General features: G+C 56.3%; 21 protein-coding genes and 2 tRNA genes. 13 read left to right on the forward strand and 10 right to left on the reverse strand.

Going from position 1 to position 25,538, the window contains the following annotated elements; translation table 11 throughout:
• Nucleotides 1-156 precede the first annotated feature (156 nt).
• Nucleotides 157-798 carry a Uma2 family endonuclease gene (locus AC2IAX_RS17445; protein ID WP_494388578.1) on the forward strand — a complete coding sequence of 214 codons (642 nt, stop codon included), beginning with the start codon at nucleotides 157-159 and terminating at the stop codon, nucleotides 796-798.
• A gap of 40 nt (nucleotides 799-838) precedes the next feature.
• Here the strand turns inward: AC2IAX_RS17445 and AC2IAX_RS17450 are convergent, their stop codons facing one another.
• From AC2IAX_RS17450 to AC2IAX_RS17465, 4 genes are all read right to left on the reverse strand, one after another.
• Nucleotides 839-1,597, reverse strand: coding sequence for an energy-coupling factor ABC transporter ATP-binding protein (locus AC2IAX_RS17450; RefSeq protein ID WP_494388579.1), 759 nt, complete (start codon nucleotides 1,595-1,597; stop codon nucleotides 839-841).
• Between the two features lie 123 nt (nucleotides 1,598-1,720).
• Entirely contained in the window at nucleotides 1,721-2,359 is a 639-nt protein-coding gene (locus tag AC2IAX_RS17455; RefSeq protein WP_494390432.1) for an energy-coupling factor transporter transmembrane component T family protein, read from the reverse strand.
• 68 nt (nucleotides 2,360-2,427) lie between these two features.
• On the reverse strand, nucleotides 2,428-3,360 hold the full coding sequence (locus AC2IAX_RS17460; protein ID WP_494388580.1) for an energy-coupling factor ABC transporter permease: 933 nt from the start codon (nucleotides 3,358-3,360) through the stop codon (nucleotides 2,428-2,430).
• A 446-nt stretch (nucleotides 3,361-3,806) separates the two neighbouring features.
• Nucleotides 3,807-4,715 (reverse strand): fructosamine kinase family protein, encoded by a 909-nt coding sequence (locus tag AC2IAX_RS17465; protein WP_494388581.1) that lies wholly within the window; start codon nucleotides 4,713-4,715, stop codon nucleotides 3,807-3,809.
• A gap of 146 nt (nucleotides 4,716-4,861) precedes the next feature.
• On the opposite strand from AC2IAX_RS17465, the gene AC2IAX_RS17470 reads away from it, so the two are divergent.
• Entirely contained in the window at nucleotides 4,862-6,064 is a 1,203-nt protein-coding gene (locus AC2IAX_RS17470) for a DNA double-strand break repair nuclease NurA (RefSeq protein WP_494388582.1), read from the forward strand.
• Nucleotides 6,065-6,156: 92 nt separating this feature from the next.
• Here AC2IAX_RS17470 and AC2IAX_RS17475 read toward each other — a convergent pair whose 3' ends face one another.
• Nucleotides 6,157-6,369, reverse strand: a complete 213-nt coding sequence (locus tag AC2IAX_RS17475) for a hypothetical protein (protein ID WP_494388583.1) — start codon at nucleotides 6,367-6,369, stop codon at nucleotides 6,157-6,159.
• 53 nt (nucleotides 6,370-6,422) lie between these two features.
• Between AC2IAX_RS17475 and AC2IAX_RS17480 the strand changes: the two genes are divergently transcribed.
• On the forward strand, nucleotides 6,423-7,442 hold the full coding sequence (locus AC2IAX_RS17480; protein WP_494388584.1) for a DUF1565 domain-containing protein: 1,020 nt from the start codon (nucleotides 6,423-6,425) through the stop codon (nucleotides 7,440-7,442).
• Nucleotides 7,443-7,657: 215 nt separating this feature from the next.
• Here the strand turns inward: AC2IAX_RS17480 and AC2IAX_RS17485 are convergent, their stop codons facing one another.
• Nucleotides 7,658-8,767 (reverse strand): RuBisCO accumulation factor 1, encoded by a 1,110-nt coding sequence (locus tag AC2IAX_RS17485; RefSeq protein WP_494388585.1) that lies wholly within the window; start codon nucleotides 8,765-8,767, stop codon nucleotides 7,658-7,660.
• A gap of 333 nt (nucleotides 8,768-9,100) precedes the next feature.
• Here AC2IAX_RS17485 and nuoH point away from each other — a divergent pair, with 333 nt between their 5' ends.
• From nuoH to nuoK, 4 genes are all read left to right on the forward strand, one after another.
• Nucleotides 9,101-10,219, forward strand: a complete 1,119-nt coding sequence (nuoH, locus tag AC2IAX_RS17490) for an NADH-quinone oxidoreductase subunit NuoH (RefSeq protein WP_494388586.1) — start codon at nucleotides 9,101-9,103, stop codon at nucleotides 10,217-10,219.
• A 232-nt stretch (nucleotides 10,220-10,451) separates the two neighbouring features.
• Complete coding sequence (ndhI, locus tag AC2IAX_RS17495) at nucleotides 10,452-11,051, forward strand: NAD(P)H-quinone oxidoreductase subunit I (RefSeq protein WP_393012209.1); 600 nt, start codon at nucleotides 10,452-10,454, stop codon at nucleotides 11,049-11,051.
• 111 nt (nucleotides 11,052-11,162) lie between these two features.
• Nucleotides 11,163-11,762 carry an NADH-quinone oxidoreductase subunit J gene (locus AC2IAX_RS17500; protein ID WP_494388587.1) on the forward strand — a complete coding sequence of 200 codons (600 nt, stop codon included), beginning with the start codon at nucleotides 11,163-11,165 and terminating at the stop codon, nucleotides 11,760-11,762.
• 132 nt (nucleotides 11,763-11,894) lie between these two features.
• The gene (gene nuoK / locus AC2IAX_RS17505) at nucleotides 11,895-12,200 is read left to right on the forward strand and encodes an NADH-quinone oxidoreductase subunit NuoK (RefSeq protein ID WP_099532802.1); all 306 of its coding nucleotides are present in this window, start codon (nucleotides 11,895-11,897) and stop codon (nucleotides 12,198-12,200) included.
• A gap of 139 nt (nucleotides 12,201-12,339) precedes the next feature.
• On the opposite strand, the gene AC2IAX_RS17510 is transcribed toward nuoK, so the two are convergent.
• On the reverse strand, nucleotides 12,340-13,422 hold the full coding sequence (locus AC2IAX_RS17510; RefSeq protein ID WP_494388588.1) for an RluA family pseudouridine synthase: 1,083 nt from the start codon (nucleotides 13,420-13,422) through the stop codon (nucleotides 12,340-12,342).
• 236 nt (nucleotides 13,423-13,658) lie between these two features.
• On the opposite strand from AC2IAX_RS17510, the gene AC2IAX_RS17515 reads away from it, so the two are divergent.
• The 3 genes from AC2IAX_RS17515 to AC2IAX_RS17525 all read left to right on the forward strand — a co-directional run bounded on the left by AC2IAX_RS17515 (nucleotide 13,659) and on the right by AC2IAX_RS17525 (nucleotide 16,718).
• Nucleotides 13,659-14,348, forward strand: coding sequence for a phosphate-starvation-inducible PsiE family protein (locus AC2IAX_RS17515; RefSeq protein WP_494388589.1), 690 nt, complete (start codon nucleotides 13,659-13,661; stop codon nucleotides 14,346-14,348).
• Between the two features lie 174 nt (nucleotides 14,349-14,522).
• Nucleotides 14,523-16,046, forward strand: a complete 1,524-nt coding sequence (gene ffh / locus AC2IAX_RS17520; RefSeq protein WP_494390433.1) for a signal recognition particle protein — start codon at nucleotides 14,523-14,525, stop codon at nucleotides 16,044-16,046.
• Between the two features lie 195 nt (nucleotides 16,047-16,241).
• Nucleotides 16,242-16,718, forward strand: a complete 477-nt coding sequence (locus AC2IAX_RS17525; RefSeq protein ID WP_494388590.1) for a tellurite resistance TerB family protein — start codon at nucleotides 16,242-16,244, stop codon at nucleotides 16,716-16,718.
• A gap of 797 nt (nucleotides 16,719-17,515) precedes the next feature.
• Here AC2IAX_RS17525 and AC2IAX_RS17530 read toward each other — a convergent pair.
• A complete protein-coding gene (locus AC2IAX_RS17530) occupies nucleotides 17,516-20,836 on the reverse strand; it encodes a sll1366 family intein-prone helicase (protein WP_494388591.1) in 3,321 nt (1,106 codons plus the stop codon).
• 295 nt (nucleotides 20,837-21,131) lie between these two features.
• Here AC2IAX_RS17530 and AC2IAX_RS17535 point away from each other — a divergent pair.
• Nucleotides 21,132-21,203 (forward strand) — tRNA-Thr (locus AC2IAX_RS17535).
• Between the two features lie 202 nt (nucleotides 21,204-21,405).
• On the opposite strand, the gene AC2IAX_RS17540 is transcribed toward AC2IAX_RS17535, so the two are convergent.
• Nucleotides 21,406-21,771 (reverse strand): VOC family protein, encoded by a 366-nt coding sequence (locus AC2IAX_RS17540; RefSeq protein WP_494388592.1) that lies wholly within the window; start codon nucleotides 21,769-21,771, stop codon nucleotides 21,406-21,408.
• Nucleotides 21,772-22,818: 1,047 nt separating this feature from the next.
• On the opposite strand from AC2IAX_RS17540, the gene AC2IAX_RS17545 reads away from it, so the two are divergent.
• Nucleotides 22,819-23,991, forward strand: a complete 1,173-nt coding sequence (locus tag AC2IAX_RS17545) for a response regulator (RefSeq protein WP_494388593.1) — start codon at nucleotides 22,819-22,821, stop codon at nucleotides 23,989-23,991.
• A 105-nt stretch (nucleotides 23,992-24,096) separates the two neighbouring features.
• On the opposite strand, the gene AC2IAX_RS17550 is transcribed toward AC2IAX_RS17545, so the two are convergent.
• Nucleotides 24,097-24,183: transfer RNA gene (locus AC2IAX_RS17550), tRNA-Ser, on the reverse strand.
• A gap of 274 nt (nucleotides 24,184-24,457) precedes the next feature.
• Here AC2IAX_RS17550 and AC2IAX_RS17555 point away from each other — a divergent pair.
• Nucleotides 24,458-25,522, forward strand: coding sequence for an ABC transporter permease (locus AC2IAX_RS17555; protein ID WP_494388594.1), 1,065 nt, complete (start codon nucleotides 24,458-24,460; stop codon nucleotides 25,520-25,522).
• Nucleotides 25,523-25,538 lie beyond the last annotated feature (16 nt).

Consider the following 25,538-nt stretch of genomic DNA (forward strand, 5'->3'; position numbering starts at 1 on the left):
TTTGGGGGCTAAAGGGTCTTGTTAGAGCGGTCTCGATTGTAACGGTTCGCGGCCCTGGTGCGGGGCGATCGGCTGACTGCCCTGGCTCGATCGATTGCGATAGTTTGGAAAGGTGTTCGATCGTGGAATCTAGAGGATCAGTGGGAAGTGAGTCCTATGAGCCAAGTTTGTCTGCCCAGCGAACCAGCGATCCAATTAGCAGACTCAGCACCACCACAACCGGTTATTCCTATTCAGCCCTATCGGTTCACAGTGGCGGAATACCAGCGAATTTATGAGGCCGGTGCGATCGCGCCGGACGTGCGAACAGAACTCATTGAAGGAATGATTGTCAAAATGTCGCCCCTTGGATTTCGTCATCAGGCTTGCATCAATCGACTGAATCGTAAGTTCTGTGCCTTGATCCAAAATCGGGCAATCATCAGTGTGCAGAATTCCGTTGTCCTCGGTGATTCGCAGCCTCAGCCGGATCTGATGATTTTGCAAGAAACGGAGAACTTCTATGAGGATCGATCGCCCGAGGTTGCTGAAGTCCTGCTACTGATCGAAGTAGCGGATAGTACGCTGAAATCTGATCGCGAGGTCAAAGGGCCGCTCTATGCGCGATCGGGGATTGGCGAGTTTTGGCTAGTGGATTTGGAGCACAGAAAACTCGAGGTCTATCGCGATCCCAGCCCCGAGGGCTATCAAACCAAATTTACTCTCACCGCTGCCGATCGCGCCGCTTGCTTGGCCTTTCCCGACGAATCGATCGCCCTGTCAGACCTTTTTGGGAATCCAGCAGAGTCATCCGAATAATTCGAGATATTGGTTGTTCGCAATTTCGCCCATGATTTTGCTAATAATCCAGCGGCAAATCGTAGGATTCCAACAGCGCCCGATCGCCCAATAATTCCGCCGTGGGTCGATCTTCTCGGATCCGTCCATGGGACAAAATCAAGGCTCGATGGGTGGTTTTGCCAATCCATTGCAAGTCATGGGAAGCCACAATCAGCGATTGAATGGGCAAGGTTTCCAAAACCTGAGCGAGCGAGCGTCGCCACCGGGGATCGAGGCCCGTGGTTGGCTCATCCAACACCAAAATGGCCGGCTCCAGGGCCAGCACGGCCGCCAAGGCCGCCAACCGCCGCTGACCCCCCGAAAGTTCATGGGCCGATCGCCCCTCAAAAGCCAACAGATCAAAACGGGCTAAGAGTTCCCTGGCTTGGTTCTTGGCCTGGGCGATCGGGATGCCATAATTCAGCGGCCCAAACATCACATCTTCCAAGATGGTCGGCATAAACAATTGGTCGTTGGCATCCTGGAAACAAAAGCCCAATCGGCGGCGAATGGTGGGCAGGGTGCGCGGTTCCACCCGAGTTCCCCCAATCCACACAGCGCCCCGGCTCGGTTGCTTCAGGCCAATCAGTTGCTCCAAGAGGGTGCTTTTGCCGCAACCGGTGGGCCCCAACAGAGCCACCCGATCGCCCGGCTCCAACGCAAAGGAAATCCCCTGCAAAACCGGCGGCTGTTGGGGATAGGCAAATTGCAAATCTTGCACCAAAACGGCGGCCGACAATTCAGCGCGATCAAGCTCGCATTTAGAAAAAAGGGTCATGAAACTGTTGCGGCGGCCATGCGATCGAACTTGATTCCTGCTTGCTCAACCTTAAGGGGATGGGAGCAGAAGCGCCAAACCAGCACCCGCTGGAATCGCCCCAACCTTGCGCCAGAACCTTACTCAACCGTAGGAGCCGATCGCCAGACCAGCGGCCCCCACCGCCGCGCCCCACAGCCACCAGCGATGGTGTGGCGGGCTGGGGTGCAACAGGGGTAAGGTTCCCCCATAGCCCCGAACCACCATGGCCGCATAGACCCGTTCAGCCCGATCGAGACTACGCAAATATAAAGATCCGATGGTGGCAGCGCTGACATAGCGCAACCAGCCGCCCGGCCCCGACAGCCCCCGACAGGCGGCCGCCCGCTGCATCCGTTGCACCTCGTCGATCACAATTTCCAGGTATTGCCCCGCCAACAGAGCCGTTTCTCGCAACGCAGCCGGCAGCGGCAAACTTTTCAGGGCGATCGCCAAACTATGGGGCGGCAGGGTCAACAACACCCCATTCATCAACAGCAGGCAAACCAGCGATCGCACCATCAGAAAGCTGGCCCGTTCCCAACCGTGGGGCAAGGCCGCCAGGCTCAGAAACAACAGTTCTGCCCCCAATAAACCCAGGAGCGATCGCGCCGGAACCCGCAACCAGCAGACCCAGGCGATCGCCAAGCCGCCATAGACCGCCAACGGGGCCCAAGCTCCCACCCGCAAGCAAGCAGCCCCCAACACCCAAATCAGAGCCAACCGCAACCGCAACACCACCAGGGCCGGGCCCGGAGTCGATCGCTCCGAACCCCATGTCGATTGGCGATTGGCATTCAGGCTGATTTCAATCACGACTCTTCAGCTCGTTTGGGTTGCACCAACTTAGCGATCCCGAAGGCTGCACCAAAGGAAACCACACTGCCCAACAACCCCGTAATCGTTGTGCCCAAAGGCCCCAATCCTTCAATGCCATAGTCCGCAAAGGGCGTAGGCACGGTAATTCGCACCTCTTCCGCGAGCCGAATAAAGCCCAAATCTTCCGCCACCTTTTCCAAGCCGTCGGGCCAGGAAGATGCCAACAAAGACAGCACCCCCGCCACCAGCAGCACGCCGATCACCGGCCCTTGCCACTGTTCCAAGCGCGGCTTGGCTCCCGGCAGCAGATCGGGGCGGGCCTTGGTCAAATAGCCAATGACACCAGCGGTGATGATCCCTTCGCCCAAGCCAATCAGGATATGCACTCCGGCCATGGCCGGCACGGCGAGCTGAAAGGCCGCCGTCCCGGATAGCACCAGCTCGATCGCACAGGCGATCGCCGCCACCACCACACTCAGCCCCGCTGCAATGCCGGCCGCGAGCGGTAACCGTCGCTGGGATCCCCCGAGCAGGCGCTGAATCACCTGGGTCAAAATCCAGCCCGTCCAGACCCCCAAGACGGCCATATTCAGAATGTTGGCTCCCAGGGCTGTGATGCCGCCATCGGCAAACAACACCGCCTGAATCAGCAGGACTGTGGTGATTGAGAGGGTTCCCGCCCAGGGGTTACCCATCAACACGGCCGCCAGCGTTCCCCCCAGCAGGTGGCCGCTTGTGCCGCCAGTGACAGGGAAGTTCACCATCTGAGCTGCAAAGACGAAAGCCGTGGTTAGCCCCAAAATTGGCCCCTGTTTGAGGCCGTAGGTCGATCGGGTTCGCACCAAGGACAGGGCGATCGCCCCGATCGCGGCCGCCGATGTGACCGTTGCCACGGGCACTGAAACAAAACCGTCAGGAATATGCATGAAACCAGCCAGCGTTAATCACACAACAGATTGCCATTCCAAAAAAACAAGGTCAGCCCCAGAAAACAATCCCTACCGAGGGGATATGAAGCCTCCATGGAGTCATTAAGCGCTAACTTTGGAGTCCTGAAATATCCATCTTCTAAGTTCGCCCAATTAGCTTGCCAAAGCGATGCAAAAATCATCCATAAGCCATTTTCAAATTCAGTCTTCCCTAGCCAAATTTATTCATCTTCGCTATTGATTTCCGAGCAAAGTTGCTCCTCTGCCAAGAGAATGAAATGATTGGAGGATGGTCAGTGAATTTTATCGAGTCTTGATTGAGGTTGCCTAGCGTGAAGTGATTTGGGTTTGGATCTTTCAAAATCCTGCTTCAGGACTGCTACTGATCCAGAATCATGGATCGCATCCCTATCATGGCCCAGATTTTTCAAACCCCTCAGGAATTAACAATCTTTTAAAAGCCGATGAATCATGCCATTGGCTTGGCTACCATAGCCACCGCCAAATAGATTAAAGTGATTCAAGATATGGTAAAGATTGTAAAGATCTTTGCGGATTTCATAACCTGATTCCAGGGGATTCACTTCACCATAACCTTGATAGAAGCTGTTGGGAAAGCCGCCAAATAATTCAGTCATGGCCAAATCGGCCTCCCGATCGCCCCAATAGGTTGCCGGGTCAAAGATCACGGGTGTGCCATCCACCATCACCGCCGCATTACCCGACCACAAATCCCCATGGAGCAAGGCAGGTTGGGGCCGATGCCCCTTCAGCAAGCGGGGAATGGCGGCCAGCAGGCGATCGGCCTCGGGGAAATGACCGCCACGCCGTTGGGCCAACTGCAACTGAAACCCAATGCGCCGTTCTGTCCAAAAGGTGACCCAATCATCGGCCCAATCGTTCGGTTGGGGGGTGGAGCCGATCGTGTTGCCTCGCCACCACCCGAAGGCCCGTTGACCGGAGACCGGCTGCCAACGGTGCAACTGAGCTAAATTTCGCCCCAATTGGGCCCAAGCTTCGTGGTTGCCACGGCCCAGCTCCAGCCACTCCAAAACCAAATAGGCGCGATCGCCCGCTTGGCCATAGCAGAGGGGCTGGGGCACTTTAATGGCTTGGGCGGCAGCTAGGTCTCGGAGGGCTGCGGCTTCGGCGGCGAACATTTCCAGACCGCTGACCTGATTCAGCTTGACAAAGTAAACGGGAGCGTTGGCAACATCGCCAAAACTCAGGCGATAGGTTTGGTTAATGCAACCGCCACCGACCGATCGGGCTGCGGGCGACTCCGCTGAACCGCCGCCCTGTTCTCGAATGGCTCGGGCGATCGTTGACCATAGTGCTGACAGGTTTTCCATCACAATGACCTAATTTAACGACTCAATCTTTAATGACTTAATTTGTAGTGCGTCGCTTGATTTGTAATTTGCAATTCTTGCGGGATTCAACCATTGTTTAAATAGCATTCAAATCAATAGCATTCAAACGGAATTGAGAGCGGGCTGTGCTGGATCTGGTAAAGCTTTCCAAACAAATGCAGGGCATGGGCCAACAGCTCACCCAGGAATCGCGGGCGGCACGCCAACGGCTGACGATCGCCCAAGAGTTGCTAGCCCAGGTGCAGCCGGAACAGGACTATTGGGTGGGGCAGCTTCACCAATGGCGCGATCGCCTGGAATTTGTGGCGGCCGAGCCGATCGAACCCTTGGACAAGCGCGAACCCATTGGCCCCGCCCCGATCGCCCACAGCTTGATCGCCACCGATGGTTCCCAAATTGCCCCCAGCCACCACGAAATCGCCTATTGCTATTTGATCAACACCGGGCGCGTGGCCCTGCACTACGGCCAAAAGCGCTATCCCATGCTAGATAGTTTGCCGGAAATTTTTTACAAACCCGAAGACCTCTACATTTCCCGCCAGTGGGGAATCAGCACCGAAGATTGGATGGGCCATCGGCGCACCGTGGCCGAGGCGGAAGCCCTGGCGGATTTGGGCACGGATTTAGCCCACAGCATCACCACTGGCAACAGCAAAGACGCACCGCCCACGCTGGCCATGGTGGATGGCTCGCTGATCTATTGGTTTCTCGATCGAATGCCGAGCACAGCGGTCGATCGAATTTTGCCGCCGATCCTGGCCGCCTGGGAACGGTTGCGATTGGCGGGCATTCCCCTCGTCAGCTATCTAAGCGCTCCCCGCAGCGGCGAGGCGGCTAACTTTTTCCGGCTCAAAACTTGCAATCAAATCACGCCCGATTGCAAAACCCACTGTCCTGGGCGGGCTGATGAGGCCCCTTGTAACCGGCTGAAACCGCTGCGGGATGCGGCCCTTTGGTCGGTGTTGCTGGAGTCGGGCGAGCGGGGGCCCCTGTGGCGATCGAACGCTCGTGTCCTGGAGGACTATGGCCGCCACCGCATCTATTTCTGTTATCTGCATGTGGGAACCGAGGTGGCGCGGGTCGAAATGCCGGAGTGGGTGGCGACCGATCGGGCCTTGTTGAACCAGGCCTTGAGTTTGATTCTCAGTCAGGTGCAAAAGGGCTATGGTTACCCGATCGCCCTGGCCGAGGCCCACAACCAAGCGGTGGTGCGTGGGAGCGATCGCAGCCGGTTTTTCTCGCTGCTGGAGCGGGAAATGGTGAAAGCCGGCCTTAGCAACATTGGCACTTCCTACAAGGAAGTCCGCAAACGCAACAGCATCGCCTGAGGAATCCAAGAACGATCCAAGGCTGTTGCCCCTTGGTCATTGATCAATCAATCTCTCTGGCGCTCTGGATTTGGCGATCGGTTGATTAACCCTCATCCTTCTGGATTGCCAGGGGAAATCCGGAACTGCTTGGGGCATTTTTTGAAGGGGCCAAGCGATCGGGCGGGGACGGGATTGCCCAACCACGCTGGCACGGGGATCGATCGCCGCGCCAATTGGGTGAGTGGAATAGGGGAACTGTGGCGATCGCACCACTGGCCAAGGGCTTCCGGAATTTGGCAATTGCTCAGGGAATCTGAACCCAAGAGACGAGATTCAAATCCAATCGCTCCTTTCACACCCCCATCAGAGACGACCTATGGCTATGCTGCGCCCCCAAGGTATCTACCAATCCCGTTCGGCTCAAACCCTTCTGGCTCTGCTGTTGGCTCTGCCGATGGTGCAAGGTGTTGCAACGCCGCTGATGGCCGCTGAAGCGGTGCGAGCCGCCGGCCCCGAGCCGATCGCCAGCACCCTGCCCAGCAATGCCCGCATTTTGCATGTGAACCCTGCCATGGGCGCGGACACGGCCCCCAGCGGTAGCCAGCGGGCCCCCTTCCGCACCATTGCCTACGCCCTCAGCCAAGCTCAGCCGGGTGATGTGGTGCAGTTGGCCCCGGGAATCTATAGCGCCACCACGGGGGAAACGTTCCCGCTGATGGTTCCGGAAGGGGTGACCCTGCGGGGTGACGAAGCCGCCGAGGGCAAAAATACGGTCATTCAAGGGGGCGGTAGCTTCATTAGCCCCAGCTTTGCTCGTCAGAATGCGGCGGTGCGGGTGCAACGCAACACCGTGCTGAGTGGCATCACCGTCACCAATGGCAACACGCGCGGTACGGGCGTTTGGGTGGAGTCTGCAAACCCAGTGATTCGCCGCAGTGTGTTCAAGGGCAATCACCGCGATGGCATTTTCGTGACCGGGAACGCTGCGCCCATGATTCAAAACTGCCTGTTCCATGAAAACAAGGGGAATGGCATTGCGCTGACGCGGGCGGCCGGTGGCGAAATTCGGGATAGCTGGTTCCAGGCCACGGGCTTTGGCCTGGCGATCGGGGGCACGGCCAATCCGTTGGTGGTGAATAACACGATCGTCAATAACCAGGATGGCGTGGTGATTTCTGACCAAGCGCGGCCGGTGTTGCGCAATAACTCGATCGAGAACAATGGACGGGACGGCATTGTGGCAATTTTGCGCGCTCGCCCCGATCTGGGAACCAGCACTGCTCCGGGCAACAACCGCATTATGGGGAATGGTCGCTTTGCGGTGAACAACGCCACGGGGAACGCCTTCAGCACGATCGGCAACCAAATGGGCCGTAGTCGGGTCTTTGGCCTCTAGGCGATCGCGGCAAGACCGTTAATGCACTGATAATGCACTGAATATCAGCGTTCTGTGCTCAGGAGTGCTGCACTTAGCATTCGCCTTCGTTTCTTCCTTACAACCGAACTGAGTCCGTAGCATGGCTGTTGAGGCTGGCTACGGACTTTTTGTATGAATTTTGATGATGCGTTTTTGTGAAGTAACTGAACAACATGGGTGGTTGCTAAAAACCACTACTCATCCACTTGCCAGAGTTCTTTGGCGTAGTCTTGATCGAGACCTTTCTTGGGCCGCAAAACGAGAATCAGCTTACCCAGGAGCGATCGCTCGGGTTCTGAGTCAAACCATTCAAAGGCCAAGTTTTCGTCACCATCGGCCACCGCAAAAAAGGCATCATCTCGCCAAGCACGATCGGCTCGATCGATCACCAGCATCACCGATTCCGGGCGATCGTCCGGCAGGGCGGCCGGCAACTGTTCCGGCAAGGCCAACAGGGCGATCGGGTCTTCGGCATTGCGCAATACTTGCCAATTGGGCAGCGCCACCCAAGCCCCCTCGCCCGAAAACCGCACCATGCCAAAGGGCCCTTCCGACTCAATCAGGGGCACAGCTCGCAAGGCCGCCACGGGCATCGGCAACTGACCCGCCACCGCCAGCAGACGCGGCTCTTCCTCGTCGGAATCGATCCGATAAACCGGCATTCGAGGAGCGCTCTTGGGAGCCACCACCGTAAAGTCCAGCAGCAGCTTTTCCAGTTGGGCCCGAGCTTCCGGCGTTTGGGCAAACCGCAACCCCTTAGCAATCAGGCGCGATCGACTTTGCAGATCCGTTTGCTGCCGGGCCGATCGCCAACATTGCCAGGCCAGCGCATCCCCCGGTAATTCCGCAAATCCTTCCGGCTGCTGTTTCAGGTAGGTCAATTCCTTGAAGGCTTTCACCACCTCGCGGGCCTCATCAAAATCCAACCCCCGTTCCACCACCAGGGCCGCCGTTGAAAGGCGATCGTCCTCGGACAAAACCCGCATTTCGTACAAAATATCGCTGCCCTTGCGCCCAAAGTGCTCTTGCACCGGCTCAGGCGCGTCCAGTTTCAGCAGGGTTTGGTAAACCTGAGACCCCACAATCACTTGATTTTGTTGAATTGGCTCAAAGCCGGTTTCTTCAAAGATTTTTTGAGGCCCCAAGCCGCTTTGTTGAAGCTGTTGGCAGGCTTGCCCCCAATCCACCCAGGAACCCTCCTTGCGCCGCAATTGCAACAGGAGCCGATCGACCTCCTCTGGGGCCAGGGCCGGCTTGGCCACTTGAAAGGGCTGGGCGGGGTTGCGCTTAAACGAATCAGTCATCTGGAAACCTACAAGACACACTTGGCCCCATTGGCCCGGTGGAGAGCGCCGGGCGGCGACGGACAGGGCGATCACTCTGAGGCCCATGCTAGGCCAATCGGGCGTATCAGCAGAACCAATCAGCCCCAGCCGATCGAAGACGGGGCCCGCTCTCGTACAACGATATACTAGGCACGGAAAGCCCGCTGAACATCTATGCCTAGCCTTTATCACTAGCGTATTTCGGGTGATTTTGAGCAATTTTTCTTTGAGATTTTGGCTCAATTTCCCCCACTGGCTTGCCGCGATCGCGCGGCCCAGCTTTCCTCCAGACCCGCTCATCGCGCTGAAGCTATGAACCAAGGAATCGACCTCCAAAGCAGCTTCGTGCAAGCGCTCGCCGACTTCGGACTGCCTGGCGATTTCGCCCGCGCCGTGTGGATTCCGCTGCCGCTGCTCCTGATGCTGATTACCGCCACCGTCGGCGTGCTCGTCGTCGTGTGGCTTGAACGGAAAATTTCCGCCGCTGCCCAACAGCGGATTGGTCCCGAATATGCGGGGCCCCTCGGCGTGTTGCAACCGGCTGCCGATGGCCTGAAATTGCTATTTAAAGAAGACATCGTGCCGGCCAAGGCGGATCCTTGGTTGTTCACGATCGGGCCGGCGCTGGTGGTGGTTCCCGTCTTTTTGTCTTACATCGTTGTGCCCTTTGGCCAAAACGTGAACATCACCAACCTGGGGTTGGGGGTGTTCCTGTGGATTGCCCTCTCCAGCATTGCCCCGATCGGGCTGCTGATGTCGGGCTATTCATCCAACAACAAGTACTCCCTGCTGGGGGGCTTGCGGGCCGCTGCTCAATCGATTAGCTACGAAATTCCCCTGGCCTTGGCCGTGTTGGCGATCGTCATGATGTCCAACTCCCTGAGCACCGTGGACATCGTGGATCAGCAATCGGGCTACGGCATCTTGGGTTGGAACGTGTGGCGGCAACCCCTGGGCTTCCTCATCTTTTGGATTGCGGCCCTGGCGGAATGCGAACGCTTGCCCTTCGACTTGCCGGAAGCGGAAGAAGAACTGGTGGCAGGCTACCAAACCGAATATGCCGGGATGCGGTTTGCCCTGTTTTACCTAGGGTCTTACGTGAACCTCACCCTGTCGGCGCTGCTGGTGGCAGTGTTGTATCTGGGGGGCTGGGAATCGCCCGTTTCGATCGACTGGTTAGCCGGAGCCTTGGGCTTGGATCTGAGCGCCGCTTGGGTGCAAATCATCGCCGCCGCCCTTGGCATTGTGATGGTGCTGTTCAAGACCTATTTGCTGGTGTTCTTGGCGGTGTTGCTGCGCTGGACGGTTCCCCGGGTGCGGATTGACCAACTGCTGAACCTGGGTTGGAAGTTCCTGCTACCGGTCGCACTGGCCAACTTGTTGCTGACGGCGGCCCTAAAACTCAGCTTCCCGGCCTTCTTCGGCGGCTAACCGGGTCTAAAGCTCCAGACCCGTCGTATCGTATTCGCTTCGCCCCTTGCACCCGAACCGTTCAGGAATCTCCGAAGGGTTCGGATGGGGGGCGATCGGGAAGCACCGCACAACAGCAAAACGCGCAACAGCGAAATGATCCGGCGGGCCCGCCGCCCGCCCCAAGGTTGGACTGACTGAACGCGAACCAACGTTTGTTACCCGCAATCTTGTTAATAGAGAGGCAAACACCATGCTGAACTTCCTCAAGAAAGTCAGCGACTATGCTGGCGAGGCAGTCCAAGCGGCCAAATATATCGGCCAAGGCCTGTCGGTGACGTTCGACCACATGCAGCGCCGCCCCGTGACGGTGCAATATCCCTACGAAAAGCTCGTCCCTTCGGAGCGTTACCGGGGCCGAATTCACTACGAATTTGACAAGTGCATTGCCTGCGAAGTTTGCGTGCGGGTTTGCCCGATTAACCTGCCCGTGGTGGACTACGAATTCAATAAAGCCACCAAGAAGAAGGAACTGAAGAGCTACAGCATTGATTTCGGCGTTTGCATTTTCTGCGGTAACTGCGTGGAATATTGCCCCACCAACTGCCTGTCGATGACGGAAGAATACGAACTGGCGAGTTTCGATCGCCACGACTTAAACTTCGACAGCGTGGCCCTGGGTCGCTTGCCTTACAAGGTGACGAACGATCCGATGGTTACGCCGCTGCGGGAGTTTGCCTACTTGCCTTCTGGGGTGATTGATCCCCACGATTTGCCCGCCGGATCCCAGCGGGCCGGCAGTCGCCCGGAAGAAATCCTGGCCACCTTGGAAAAGGACAAGCCCGACGCTTAGAACGTTGCCAGGGCAGGGAGCAAGGGGCTTAAGCCCCTTGTTCCCTGACTCCTAGGGATAAGTCCAGCGATCGCGATTGAGAAGTAGGAAAATTACGGAGCGAAAGTAACGGTGAATTTAGGCGAAAGCGTACAACTGGGGTCATTCGCAGTTTTGGCCCTGATGATGCTGGGTTCGGCCCTGGGTGTGGTGCTGGCCGGCAACATCGTCTACTCGGCCTTTTTGCTGGGATTGACCTTTATCAGCATGGCCGGTCTGTATTTGCTGCTGAACGCGGATTTCGTGGCGGCGGCGCAAATTTTGGTCTATGTGGGCGCGGTGAACGTGTTGATCCTGTTTGGGGTGATGCTCGTGAACAAGCGCGAAGACTACGTACCAGCGGCTGGGGCCCTGCTGCGGCAGGTGGTGACGGCGCTGGTTTGTGCGGGGTTGTTTGCCCTGTTGGCGGCGGTGGTGCTGACCAGTCCTTGGCAGTTGGCCACGGATTTCCAAACGGTGGAATCCTCGATCGTTACCTTGGCCCAGCATTTCTTTAGCGATTATCTGTTGCCCTTTGAGGTGGCTTCGGTGTTGCTGTTGATGGCGATGATTGGGGCGATCGTCCTGGCGCGTCGCGATTTGCTGGTGGATGACCCAACCACGGGCCAACCGACGGAAACGGAATTGGCGTTGCCGGAGCGGCCGAAGGAATTGGCCGCCACCGATCGCTAGTTGCCCACTCAAACTAGGCAAGGGGCTGCCAACTGATCGATTAGCGATCGCGTTAGTTGCCCACCCAAACCAGACAAGGGGCTTAAGCCCCTTGCCCCAGCACTTCAAGGCAGTTTTCAACAGGAGCCAGCAATGCAACTGGAATATTTTTTGCTATTAGCGGCGGCGCTATTTTGCACCGGTATTTTTGGTTTGGTCACCAGCCGGAATGCAATTCGGGTGTTGATGTCGATCGAGCTGATGCTCAACGCCGTGAATTTGAACCTGATGGCTTTTTCTAACTATCTGGATCCGCAAGGAATCAAGGGTCAGGTATTTGCGGTGTTTGTGATTACGATCGCGGCGGCCGAAGCGGCTGTGGGTTTGGCGATCGTCCTGTCGATTTACCGCAACCGCGACACGATCGACATGGAACAATTCAACCTTTTGAAGTGGTAAATCTAGTTGAATTGACCATTCTTTTCAAGTATTTGCAAGTATTTTCAAGGGTTTTCAGATACTTGGAAATTGATAAAACAGCAGGGGCGCGATCGAGTCGTGTCCCTGCTGTTTTGTGGGGAATGATCCTGATAGGAATCTAGAGCGCCGGCCCCGATCGGCGACGCAGCACCTCCAGCAGGGTTTGGAAATGTTCCGGTAAGGGTGCTTCCGTATCGATCCATTCGTAGTTCAAGGGATGCTGAAACCGGAGTTTCCAAGCATGGAGCGCCTGCCCCGGTAAATTAACCCCAATGCTGCGGCCCGAGCCATAGACCGGATCTCCCACGATCGGGTGGCCCAGTTCGGCACTGTGGACACGAATTTGGTGAGTACGGCCCGTTTGCAGCTCAAAGCGAATTAGGGTGTAGTTACCCAAGCGCTCTTCGATGAACCAGTGGGTGATTGCCTTGCGGCCGCCTTTTTCAACGGGGACGATCGCCTGTTTTTTGCGATCGACCGGATGCCGCCCGATCGGCAGATCCACCACGCCTCGATCGTCCCGAGGCGCACCATAGACAATCCCCAAATAGGTGCGTTGGGCCACCTTGTAGCGCAACTGGGCTTGCAGGTGTTGGTTCGCCAAGTCGGTTTTGGCAAACATAATTGCGCCGGTGGTGTCCCGATCGAGTCGATGCACCACTCCCGGCCGCTGCACGCCATTAATCGACGGCATTTCCATCCCCGGCAGGGTTTTGCAGTGGGCCAGCAGTGCATTCACCATCGTGCCGTCCGGATGCCCCGGAGCCGGATGCACCACCATGCCCGCCGGTTTGTTAATCACAATCACCTGCGAGTCTTCATACAAAATATCCAGCGGGATCGCCTGGGGTTCCAAGCTCAGGGGTCGATCGGGCGGAATCGTGACCACAATTCGATCGCCCGGCTTCACCTCCCCATGCTTGTTAGCGCAGGGCGCATCATTCACCTGCACCTGGCCCGCTTCAATCAGTTTTTGAAAGCGCGATCGAGACAAATTGGGCCATTGAGCCGCCAGGAAGCGATCGAGCCGCTCCGAGCGAGCCGCTGTGCAAGCATAGGTTGCCAAGTCGCCTCCGTCCTCCGCTTCCACCTCCAAGAGATCCATCCCAGGATCTGCCGACGGATCGAGCGATGGGTCTCGCGCTGGATTTCGCACTGAATCCAGGGGATTATCCTTTTCGTCCGTCCAAGGTTCACTCACCGGACTCGGAACGGGGGATGATGATTCTGATGGGCAGCCCAAGGGTTCAACTCCACAGCGCGATCGCGCTTGGCATTCTACTGCAAACGGTTGATCAAACAGTTTGCAAATCTATTGTTGGGTGATTGCCAGGTCATTGCTGGACATGGCATTTAACTCAACTTCTGAGCCATTGCCAGACTATTACTGAGCTGGAAGCTCAACTTAACGTTCAACCTGACTTTTTGAGATTTCCCATGCGCCGTTCTGCTAAATCTTTTTCTCTCAATCGATTGGTACGTTGGATTATTCGGGCCAGCTATCACGATCGGGAATTTTTGAAACTGGCCGATGGCATTGAAGGGATCATCTCTCGGGCCCTGTCCCTCGCCACGATCATGGTGATTATCGTGGCAACTGTGGATTTAATCCTGTTGCTTTCTGGGCAATTATTCCGATCGCCCTTGGGCTTTTTCAACTCATCCCTACAAGAAATCTTTGGCTCACTGCTCAGTATCCTCATTGCCCTAGAAATTCTAGAAAACATCACCGCCTATTTACGTAAGCATGTGGTGCAAGTGGAGCTGGTGGTGGCCACTTCGCTCACCGCCGTCGCCCGAAAAATCATCATTCTGGATCTATCCAAAATTGACGGACTAGAGCTAATTGGGCTGGGTTTGGCCATTGTGGCCCTTTCGGCCAGCTATTGGCTGATTCGACAGGCCAATCAGCAACCGCCATCCATTAATCCTTATCATTCCAGCGATCACGATCCTGACGAATCCTTAGATTACGAAACGGATCGGCTACCCATTACCAATCGTCCTGCGTCAGCCGCCATGGTGGTAGACCCGATGGTTGCGGATCCGGTGATTCCCGATTTGGATCCCGACGCTCGTCCCGATCGCCCCGAAGGGCCCCAAAGTCCGCCCCCGCCCCACTCCTAAACAGTAGCTCTCGGTTGCGCTTGATCAGTGGTGCTGGCCGCGAGCGATCGCCCGCCGCGTTATCATCAATACGCATTAAATCCCTCGCTGAAAAACTCCGCGCCGATCGGGGCAGATCTTGCCCATCTCCCGACCCGGCGCGATCGACCCGACTCACCCGAACGCGCCCTGCCCATGTTTGACGCTCTTGCCGAACGCTTTGAATCCGCCTGGAAAAAACTTCGTGGCCAGGACAAAATTTCCAGTGCCAACATCCAAGACGCGCTCAAGGACGTGCGGCGGGCACTGCTAGAAGCCGATGTGAACTTGCAAGTGGTCAAGCGGTTCATTGCCGACGTGGAAACCCGGGCCCAAGGGGCCGAAGTGGTTTCCGGCGTGAACCCCGGCCAGCAGTTCATCAAGGTGGTTTACGACGAGCTGGCCGCCTTGATGGGCGAAAGCAACGAACCCCTCACCCAAGCGGAAACGGCCCCCACAATCGTGCTGATGGCCGGCTTGCAAGGGGCCGGGAAAACCACCGCCACCGCCAAACTGGCCCTGCACCTGCGCAAGGAAAAGCGATCAACCCTGATGGTGGCCGCCGACGTGTACCGGCCCGCCGCGATTGAGCAGCTCAAAACCCTCGGCAAACAAATCGACATCCCCGTTTTCGATCTGGGAGCCGAGATCAGCCCCGTGGAAATTGCCCGCCAAGGGGTTGAAAAAGCCAAGGCCGAAGGCTTTGACACCGTGCTGATTGACACCGCCGGTCGCCTGCAAATTGACGAGGCGATGATGGGCGAGCTGGTGCAAATCAAAGACACCGTGCAACCCCACGAAATCCTGTTGGTGGTGGATGCCATGATCGGTCAGGAAGCCGCCAACCTGACCAAGGCCTTTAACGACGCGGTGGGGATCACAGGCGCAATCCTGACCAAAATGGACGGCGACGCGCGGGGCGGGGCGGCCCTCTCGATTCGGCAAATTTCTGGCCAACCGATCAAATTCATCGGCACCGGCGAGAAGGTCGAAGCCCTGCAACCCTTCTATCCCGATCGGATGGCCTCCCGCATTTTGGGCATGGGCGACGTGCTGACCCTGGTGGAAAAAGCCCAGGAAGCTGTGGACTTGTCCGATGCGGTCAAGATGCAGGAAAAAATCCTCACGGCCCAATTCGATTTTGATGACTTCCTGAAGCAAACCCGCTTAATGAAGAGCATGGGATCGCTCGCGGGCATGGTGAAGTTGATCCCCGGCTTGGGCGGCAAAATCAAGGCCGAACACCTGGAGGAAGGAGAAGCCCGCCTCAAGGTAGCCGAATCGGCCATTAAATCCATGACCTTGGAAGAGCGCCGCAACCCGGATCTATTGGCCAGCACCCCCAGCCGCCGCCGCCGGATTGCTCGCGGTTCCGGCCTCAAGGAAGAGGACGTGAGCAGCCTGGTGTCCGACTTCCAAAAAATGCGCACCCTCATGCAGCAGTTGGGATCGGGGCAAATGGGCTTCCCGGGCATGGGCGGCATGAACCCCTTTGGCGGCATGAATCCCTTTGGCGGCATGGGCGGTGGCATGGGCGGCATGGGTGGCGGTAACCCCATGGGACTGGGTAATCCGATGGGGCAAATGCCTGCACCGGGCTTCCGAGGCTATAACAATCCCAACGCGGCCAAGAAGAAGAAAAAGCCCGGCAAGAAAAAGAAGGGGTTCTCAGATCTTTAGGCCTTGCCCGATCGGCCTAGGGCGATCGCCCCCCATTGCAACTGACCAAACCCCAACGGTGCTTACCTTCGGGGATGGTTCGCAATTTGCTTGACATCCCCAAGCAGAAAAATTAGCTTGGGGCTGTGGTTGCCGGCCAAAGCCGCTCGATTGCGCCTCAGTATTTCCAAACTTTTGAGAGACTAGGACGTTTTTATGCCTCGTCATCTGCCTGCGAAAGCGGATTCCGATCTGATTGATTTAACACCTGAAGAGGCAATCATTGCGATCGGGTTAATCACCATGATCGTTGATGAGTCCGTTGAAGACATCGAGGCCGAATTGCTGGCCGATGTTGCAGCGGAATTTGAACTGTTTGAAGACTATTCCGATGACGAACTCGTCGAGATAGTCGATAAAGTGGTTGCAGCCTCGGAAGCCTCCGATGTGCAGACCCTCCTGGGCAGTGCCTTGGCAGTGGTCACCCAAAATGAAGATTTGGCAGAAATTGCCCTAATCACCGCCATTCTGATCGTGGCCGCCGATGGCGAAGTCCCCGAATCGGAAGAAGACTACTTGAACGAGCTGCAAACGGCGCTGGGCGTTTCTGACGATCGCGCCAATGAAATTGTCGAGGCCCTCTTCAGCGATGAAGAGGACTTTGAGGACGACGAGGAGGAAGAGGAAGCCTAGAGCTTGTCGTCGAATCGCCTGAAACCCTGATTCCACCGTTGGCAGATCGTGGGGGACAAGGGGCTTAAGCCCCTTGTTACAACGGCTGGGACATGGAAAATCGATCATTTCCGCCTGATCCTAGGAAATGGCGACAGACCCTAGGGATTAGACCTCTTGCATCAATCAAGACCCTCACCCTAAATCCCTCTCCCAAGTCGGGAGAGGGACTTGAAAATCAACAACTAAATCGCCGTAACTCCCTATTTCTGGCTCCCCTTCGCCCCCCCTTGGGAGAAGGGGTTGGGGGATGAGGGCTGTTAGCTGATTCGTGCAGGAGGTCTATTGGTTCCCCTCAGCTAGCTTTCCAACTCATCTCAACCCCTGCCCCGCAAAACTGGATGAACCGAGCCTGCTCTTCCCTCAGGGCAGGCTTTTTGCGATTTAGATGAAGACAAAATTGATACCAGTGGTCTGAATTTCGGGAAACCCGCCGGGCTGAAGGGGTTGCCCCGAGGGTGGTTCAGGGAATTTTAAAGAAAAGTTGAGGAACTTCCCCAGCGACCCCACTTCATGGAAAACTGGTTTCCAGATAAAAAGGGGTCACCCAAATAAAGGCCCTTGTTCATTCAACCCGTGGGGATTTTGCCCCGTTAGGTACTAGCTCAATGGGGTCTAGCTCGTACTGTTTAAAGACCCTTCACCAATAGACTTCGCTCTCGGGCAAGCAGGGAATTATTCATATAATCCCGCCCTAGATTTGAACAGGAGCGCTGCCCGTATGGGTGGCGCTCTTGTTTTGACTGGGACTTTGAGATTTAGCGATCTTCGATGATGGCCGCTCGATCGAGCAGCAGCAAATCCCGCAGGGCATCGGTGTCCAAATCCCCGAGCCAGGTTTCGCCGGTTCCCACAATCTGCTCCGCGAGGACTTTTTTGCTTTCGAGCAGGTCGTGAATTTTCTCTTCCAGCGTGCCAGTGCAGATGAATTTGTGAACCTGAACGTTGCGGGTTTGCCCAATCCGGAAGGCGCGATCGGTTGCTTGGTTTTCCACGGCGGGATTCCACCAGCGATCGAAGTGAAACACGTGGTTGGCCCGGGTTAGGTTTAAGCCCGTGCCGCCGGCCTTGAGGGACAGGATAAAGATGGGCGGTGATTGGGGATCGTTTTGGAACCGTTCAACCATGGTGTCGCGCTGCTTTTGGGGAGTGCCACCATGCAGGAACAACACCTCCCGTCCCAACTGCTGTTGCAGATAGGCTTGCATCCAATGGCCCCAACGGGCGAATTGGGTGAAAATCAAGGCCCGATCGCCCTCGGCCACCACCTCTTCGAGCATTTCGCCTAACCGCTGCAATTTGGGCGATTCGGTGGGAACCAGTTTCGGGGCCCGATCGCTCGGTTCCGGTTCCCCTTCGCCCCCAACCAAAGCGGGATAGTTGCAGACCTGCTTTAGCTTCACTAACAGGGCCAAAATCTGCCCCCGTCGCTGGATCCCGTCGCTGGACTCGATCGCGGCTAGGGCTTCGTCCACCAAGGCTTGATAGCGTTCCGCTTGGCTGGCGGAGAGGCCGCAGAACAGGTTGAATTCCTGCTTTTCGGGTAGGTCTTGAATGATGGTTTTGTCGGTTTTGAGGCGACGCAGAATAAAGGGCTGAACGAGCGATCGCAGGGTTTGCAGGGAAGCCCCATCCCCAAACCGCTCGATCGGGGTGGCGAACCGGCGCTGAAAGAAGGTTTGGGTGCCCAAATAGCCCGGATTCAGGAAGTCCATGATTGACCACAATTCCGCCAGGCGGTTTTCCACGGGAGTCCCGGTCAGGGCAATGCGGAAGGGCAAGGGACGCGGTTCCTCGCTGGTGTCGTCGTCGGCAACGGCCGCCAAGCGCTTCACGGCTTGGGATTGCTTGGATTCCGCATTCTTAATGTTTTGGGCTTCGTCCAGCACAATGCCACACCAAGGCACGGCCTGGAGGGTCATTTCATCCCGAAACACCAGGGAATAGCTGATCAGCACCACATCGAGGTCTTCGGCGGCCCGCGCCAGGGCCTTGCCCTTCAAGCGGCGATCGCCATGGTGCAGCAACACACGCAAATCGGGGGCAAATTTTGCCAATTCCCGTTGCCAGTTCCCCAAAACGGAGGTGGGACAAACCAGCAGGACGGGCCCAACCAGGGCCGCGCGATCGCGCAAATGCAACAGAAAGGCGATCGTGCTGGGGGTTTTGCCTAAGCCCATGTCGTCTGCTAAGCAGGCTCCCAGGCCCCAACGCTCCAAAAAGGACAACCAAGCTACGCCGCGCTCTTGGTAAGGGCGCAGTTGCCCTTGGAATTTCGGGGGCGTGATCACAGGTTCGATGGCCGCGCGATCGCCCAGGGCGTTCATTAACTCCGCCACTGCGCCCGAGGATTCAAATTGCACCACGGGTAACTTGTCGATCGTGGCGTTCTCGCCGGTCGTGATCCGCAGCGCCTCATCTAGTGTGAGGTTTAGGTTTCCCTGGCGCTTGGCTAAAAAGTCCCGCGCGGCGCGGACTTCGTGCGGCCGCAGTTCCACCCACTCGCCCCCAATTTCCACCAGGGGCATGGTGTCGAGGTCTGTCTTGGCCAGCAGGGTTTCAAAATCCTGGGCGCTGAGGGCCCGATCGCCCAAGGACAGCTCCCAGCGGAAGTTCAGCAAATTGCGCAGACCCAAGTTGGGGCGATCGGTGGCGAGGGGGTCGCCGGCCAGCAACCGCACCCCCAGGCGGTAACTGGTTTGATTCCGCAGGCTTTCGGGCAACAGGGCCCCTAAGCCGTTGTCTTGGAATCGTTGGGCATAGAGCCGCACAAATTGATAGGCTTCCACGGCCGATAGCTCGCAGCCGCTGGGCATGGGTAAATCCAAGGTGGCTTCCAGGGCCGGAAAAAGGCGCGCCGCCAACCCCAAGCCCCGCAACAGGGTTTCCTGGGGCCGATTCATCACCCGATCGCCCGATCGCAGCCGCTCCACCGGAAATCGCCACACCTGTTGAGCTGGAATCCAAACCCCTGCTTGGTCGATCGACTGGAGGCCATATTCCAAATACCAGCGATCGGCTGAGGGTTGGGGCGGGTGCAACCGAAACGCTGCACAGAACCCGGCCGTGGCGGCCGGCTCGATCGCCAGGGGCGTTAACCAGGTTTGCAAACTCCGCGCCAATGGCACCAACTCCGCCAAGGCGCTCTGGCAAGTGCCATTAGCTTGGCCCAACGCGCTCAACCAATCGCGGGCCACAGGCGGCAAACCGATCGCGGTGGTCAGGCCACCTCGGGCCGCTCCCCGTCCGCCCACGCGCCGTTCACCGGGCAAGGGCAACGTGGCCGCCGTGGCCCGCAGTCGAGCATCGACCATTTCGCCCAAAAAGTCCGACAGCAGAGCCGCTGGCACGGCCGGTAGTTGCATCGAAATCGGCTGAAAAGTGGTGATCCGCACGGGGCCGCTAGAACCTCGGAGCGATCGGGCATTGCTGGCCGTCGCTCGCTGCTCCACCGGTCGCTCCAGGGTTTGGCAAAATCGGCAGCTACTGGGCATCTGTTGCGTAAAGTGCTCCAGGCGCGATCGATCCACCGCCCCTTCCAACAACGGTTGCCAGCGCGATCGGGCAACCCCCTCCGCCGTCGGTGCAAGGGTGGGCACTGCCTTGGCCCGGGCTACCAAATCCAGCCCCCAGCGGGCCACATGGCTCCAAAAACGCAAATCGCCCGCGATCGGCGTTTCATCGGCCGCCAAGGGCAACCCCTGCAACAAATCAGGTACCAGGGCAGCCGGAACCCACAGCCCTTCCACCCACCAAAGATTAATTTCCAGCCGATCGAGCTGTTCTGGTTCCACCGTCGTTCCCGCCAGCAGAGGAGTTCCATTGCCGCGCAACGTGGGCAGCCCGATCGCCCGCCACTTGGCAGACCAATCCTTCAACCGCTCGATCGCCCCCGGTTTCAAACAACCGCTTTCCACCAGCGTGGGCAACCAAGCTTTCAATTCCTTTGCCGAGAGCGATCGGGGGTGATCCGGCACCTGCCACTGGGTCGGCGGTTTCCCAACCGCCGGTTTCCAGGCCTCTGCCCACAGAAACAAAGCCTGCTCTCCCAGTTGCCAGCTACCATGTAAAACCGCCATGAGCGCCTCATCACCCCCGACTTAACAGAACAAAATCGCCATCAGCCCACTGCCTAACCCTCCCCGCTGAGTTGCAACAGGGAGTTCAAAAAGTTCACGGAAAAGGCAGTGCTTAATTGTCGGATAAATTGGGGCCAATGCCGCATTTCGGGCGATCGGGAGTCATTCATCGGGCGATCGCCCGGTTCACCACGACAGTTGCAACCAGCGCCCTGGGAAACCAGAAAAATTCTTCTTGCGATTTGTAGCCATTTGGGCCAATGCTGCTATACTCTTTAAGCGCCTTTTGGGGCAAGCCGGTGTAGCTCAGTGGTAGAGCACTCGATTCGTAATCGAGCGGTCAGGGGTTCAAATCCCCTCACCGGCTTTCAAATGTCAGTCATCGTCAGGCTTAAAGCGTTTTTCAGGCAGTACCTTAAAGTAGCTTAAATTTGCCGCTGTCCAAATTTTTGAGCTTTCAAGTTACGGGAACCCCGCCCCGATCGCGCAACTAGAGACACGGGGGAGATGGACAGGTTCAACACAACGCCCATCTCCCCCGCAGCCATCACGATCGTTCAACCCGCAAACTAAACTGCCGCTGGCACTGGCGCTGGCTCATAGAGATACTCAAACCAGTTGCCATCCAAGTCACGACCATAAAACGAAGCCGTGCCGTCTCGGTGCTCATGCACCTTGGTCACATAAACCCCCTTTCCTTGCAACTCCTCGTAAGCTGCTTCCATCTCAGCCCGTTGGTCAAAAATGAAACCAAAGTGTGGCCCCGCTTGGTCATATTCCGGACTCAAGAGTGCCAACCCGTCTTCACCCGCCTTCAGATAGGCCCAATCTTGATCTTGCCAGGCCAACTCCATTCCCAAGTCCTTGTAGAATTCCACGGCCTTGGCAATATCCTGCACACAAATTGCCACATGTCCTAAGCGTTTTAGTTGCATTGTTCTGTTACCCAAAATTTCTTGGTGAAAAATTCCTCAGTAAAATCACGCAGGTCATACCGCCACCGTTCCATTACACTCCATAGCATCAACGCAAGGTTCAAACGAAAAATTCATTTGACGCAACGTTAATTTAGGGGCATGATTGAGCGAATTTGGCAATTTTAGGGCTGAATTCGTTGAAAACCCGCTCTTTTCAAAACAATGGTTGGCATGACAGCCGCTTAGCATTTTGCTCTAGGATGGGATGAGTCGTACCAGCGCACCGATCGCTCATGAGATTTATTCTCCAAAATACTCAGTGACCGCGAAGAATTTTCCTGGGCTGTGCTTTTTCCCCTGAAGCCAACTAGCCGCTAGACAATTAACCTCAAGGGCTGGAATTTTTGAGAGACAACCTCCAAGGTTGATAGGGAACTGGTAACGGATTCGGCGCAAAAAATCAGGGAGTGCAAAGGTTGATTAGTCATTGGTTACCCACAAGCCAGTTGCCCAATTGAGCATTGTTGTTGGGTTGATAAACACCATGAGTAACGCAATCATTTAGCCTAAACAAACCAGCATGATCCAGAACTGGCTGAAATGATCTGGCTGAGGTTTAGGACTGAAACCTGGGATTGGGGCAGTGTTGTTGATGGCTTTCATGACTAACTTAGTCTTCTGCTTTGCCATTTACTGACCATTGTAGCGGCGATCTCTGGAGATGTTGTCAATCACGATCGACAACTCATTATGAGTATGACCAAAACCAAGATCTGAGTCATAACGAAATTCATGGATGGGTTGTGTAAGATTGCCCAGGGCCGTGAGCCAGATTGTACCAATTGAAAGAAGAGGATCAGCCAAAATGGGGCTAATTCACAGAGCTAATTCAAAGCTGTTCAGACTAATTCCTAGGGCAGGCTAGAAAATTCTCGAATGTTGTGAAATGATCATTATTTGACCATTTTCGTTTGATTATTTCAGTGTCTTGATAAAAGTACTCACTAAAAAGCTTGCCAGCGGGGTTTCCGTATTCACTAAGTTGGAGATTGATCCCTCAGGGCCATGCCAGAAAACTTCCTCAAGGCCATGCCAGAAAACTTCCATGACTCGCAATTGCGTTCATTTCTACTGCTGGCCTATCGACAACAGGCAACGGGTTACCTAAATGTGGAGGTGGATCACCATCGTTGGCAAATTTGGCTCTATCGCGGGCGGCTGGCTTGGTGTACGGGCAATCGCCATCGGCTGCGACGGTTGCAGCGGGCGATCAAGCTGCGCACGGAGTCGCAGGCGCGTGAGGGATGGAATGGGCTGGTGGCAGCCACGAAGCAGAATTTGAGTGATCCCCTTTGGGAAGTGCGTTGCCTAGAGCAGGCGTTGGCAGAGGAACTGTTGACGATCGAACGGGCCCAAGCGATCGTCATGCAGGTGGCGATCGAGGTGTTTTTTGTGGTTGACCAACCCTCAGCGCGTTTTCAGTGGATTGCCCAACCGATCGATCCCATTCACCCTAACTTGTCCCTTTCCTCTTCCTTGATGGGCGAAGCCCTCACCCGCTCTTATAACCTACAGCGCCATTGGCAACGATTGCCCTTCAATCCGCTTTGGGCCGATCGGGGCTGGATTTATCTCCCGGGCAATGAAACCGCCGCCGATACCTCCACCACCATGACCCTGGCTCCCCTGTTGGATGGCAAGCGCACCTTCTGGGACATTGTGGCCAAGCTGGATCCTAACTATGCCAACTTGGGGGGCGTGCTCAAGGTATTTCAGCTCCTTTGGCAACGCAAACAGTTAGCCGTGATTGAGTTACCGGACTTGGAAATGAGCCACCAAGCGCCGCAGGCTAGTTTTTCCCTAAAGGTGGCTTGTGTGGATGACGATCCCAGAATTTGCGAAAGGATCGAGAAAATAGTGATTGGGAATGGTCACCAGTTTTTAGGTTGTTTTGAACCCTTGGCGGCCCTGCCCAAGGTAATTGAAGCCAAGCCTGATGTGGTGTTTTTGGATGTGGTGATGCCGGTGATTAATGGGCATGAGCTTTGTGCTCAGTTGCGGCGCGTGCAACAGCTCAGCCACACATCGATTGTGATGCTAACGAGTGCGGATGGACTGTTCGATCGGGCAAGGGCCAAGCTTTCGGGCGCAAGCAGTTTTGTCAGCAAGCCGGTCACTCCGGCCAAGGTGCTCGCCGCCCTCCAGCGCCATCAACACAACCAAGTGATGGCCCACTAGCTTTCGATACGGCCCCTGGTTGCCGCACAGAACCAGGTTGCAAAATTGTGAATCGACAAAAAAACGATCGCTCGGTCTTGATTTGCGATCGTTTCCTGTCTCCGACGGAGAGGGGGGGATTCGAACCCCCGTTGACGTTGCCGCCAAACTTGATTTCGAGTCAAGCGCATTCAACCGCTCTGCCACCTCTCCAGGTAAGCGAAGTTAATATTAGCAGCAATGCCGCAATTTGCAAATTGTTTTGCGCTGGTCTGCCAGAAGCGCTGATTCCGCCGGAGTTGGGTCTTTGGAAGATGCCCATGGACTCCCAGCCCCAAGCAGCCCCAAGCAGAGGACGGATTCGTTGATTCTTGGGTATCCTGTTGTCCAGACCATCGATTGACAGCGATCGGGGCGGGCCCCAGGGCCTGCCCCCGTCGAGTCTTGATTGGGACTATGCCACGGGGCCAATCCAACCCAAAATGCCATGCCGGTTTCAAAGCGGGTTTCACAACCAGACGATTACCTCGCACAGTTGCTTCAGCGACTTTGGGCGATCGCCACAGGAGACACCAGCACCTACATTCTCAAGCGTACGTTGCAAGCCCTCTTAACTTTGCTGTTGGCTTCGGCCCTGTGCTTTTTGATTGTGGATCTGGCTCCCGGGAGCTATTTGGACACGATCGCCCAAAATCCGCAAATCAGCCGCGAGACCCTCGCTCTCTATACCAAGCAATTTGGCCTCGATCGCCCCGCCCTGGAGCAATATTTGCGCTGGTTGGGTCAGGTGGTGTCCCAGGGGAACTTCGGCACGAGTTTTGTGTATCAGCGATCGGTCACATCCCTGCTGGCGGAACGAATTCCCGCCACTCTCTACATGGCGGTGCTGTCGCTGCTGGCCACCTGGGCGATCGCCCTGCCCCTTGGGATTGTGGCCGCCATTCGCCACAACCGCTGGGTCGATCGCGCCTTGCAGGTGATCAGCTACTTGGGGCAAGGGTTCCCCAGCTTCATCACGGCTCTGCTGTTGCTGTTTGTGGCCCAAAATCTCTCGCCCCTGTTGCCCGTGGGGGGCATGACCAGCCTGAATTTCAGTGAACTGTCCCCGATCGGGCAACTCTTAGATATTGGTTGGCATTCCATCTTGCCCACCATTGCCCTCAGCATCACGGGTTTTGCTGGTTTGCAGCGGTTGATGCGCGGCCAACTGCTGGATGTGTTGCGCCAAGACTATATCCGCACTGCCCGAGCCAAGGGATTACCCGAAGACCGCGTGATTTATGTCCATGCGCTGCGTAATGCGGTGAATCCGTTGATTACGCTCTTGGGCTTTGAATTTTCTAGCCTGTTGGGCGGTGCGTTCATCACGGAATATTTCTTCAACTGGCCTGGCTTGGGTCGGCTGATTTTGCAAGCGGTTCAAGTCCAAGATCTGTACTTAACGATGGCGAGTTTGATGATGGGGGCGGTGATGTTGATTTTGGGGAATTTGTTAGCAGATTTGTTGCTGAAATTTGTGGATCCAAGGATTAATTTGCAATCTATGCAATAGGTTGGCCAACCATTGC

This window comes from Limnothrix sp. HT2024 (assembly GCF_059138625.1).

What these genes read in the sequence shown, in the direction of transcription:
- nuoK (WP_099532802.1), top strand. Translation starts at nt 11,895, where the DNA reads ATGCAACTGGAATATTTTTTGCTATTAGCGGCGGCGCTATTTTGCACC.
- nuoH (WP_494388586.1), top strand. Translation starts at nt 9,101, where the DNA reads ATGAACCAAGGAATCGACCTCCAAAGCAGCTTCGTGCAAGCGCTCGCC.
- AC2IAX_RS17540 (WP_494388592.1), bottom strand. Translation starts at nt 21,771, where the DNA reads ATGCAACTAAAACGCTTAGGACATGTGGCAATTTGTGTGCAGGATATT.
- AC2IAX_RS17545 (WP_494388593.1), top strand. Translation starts at nt 22,819, where the DNA reads ATGCCAGAAAACTTCCTCAAGGCCATGCCAGAAAACTTCCATGACTCG.
- AC2IAX_RS17555 (WP_494388594.1), top strand. Translation starts at nt 24,458, where the DNA reads ATGCCGGTTTCAAAGCGGGTTTCACAACCAGACGATTACCTCGCACAG.
- AC2IAX_RS17480 (WP_494388584.1), top strand. Translation starts at nt 6,423, where the DNA reads ATGGCTATGCTGCGCCCCCAAGGTATCTACCAATCCCGTTCGGCTCAA.
- AC2IAX_RS17485 (WP_494388585.1), bottom strand. Translation starts at nt 8,767, where the DNA reads ATGACTGATTCGTTTAAGCGCAACCCCGCCCAGCCCTTTCAAGTGGCC.
- AC2IAX_RS17445 (WP_494388578.1), top strand. Translation starts at nt 157, where the DNA reads ATGAGCCAAGTTTGTCTGCCCAGCGAACCAGCGATCCAATTAGCAGAC.
- AC2IAX_RS17460 (WP_494388580.1), bottom strand. Translation starts at nt 3,360, where the DNA reads ATGCATATTCCTGACGGTTTTGTTTCAGTGCCCGTGGCAACGGTCACA.
- ffh (WP_494390433.1), top strand. Translation starts at nt 14,523, where the DNA reads ATGTTTGACGCTCTTGCCGAACGCTTTGAATCCGCCTGGAAAAAACTT.
- ndhI (WP_393012209.1), top strand. Translation starts at nt 10,452, where the DNA reads ATGCTGAACTTCCTCAAGAAAGTCAGCGACTATGCTGGCGAGGCAGTC.
- AC2IAX_RS17525 (WP_494388590.1), top strand. Translation starts at nt 16,242, where the DNA reads ATGCCTCGTCATCTGCCTGCGAAAGCGGATTCCGATCTGATTGATTTA.
- AC2IAX_RS17530 (WP_494388591.1), bottom strand. Translation starts at nt 20,836, where the DNA reads ATGGCGGTTTTACATGGTAGCTGGCAACTGGGAGAGCAGGCTTTGTTT.
- AC2IAX_RS17515 (WP_494388589.1), top strand. Translation starts at nt 13,659, where the DNA reads ATGCGCCGTTCTGCTAAATCTTTTTCTCTCAATCGATTGGTACGTTGG.
- AC2IAX_RS17465 (WP_494388581.1), bottom strand. Translation starts at nt 4,715, where the DNA reads ATGGAAAACCTGTCAGCACTATGGTCAACGATCGCCCGAGCCATTCGA.
- AC2IAX_RS17450 (WP_494388579.1), bottom strand. Translation starts at nt 1,597, where the DNA reads ATGACCCTTTTTTCTAAATGCGAGCTTGATCGCGCTGAATTGTCGGCC.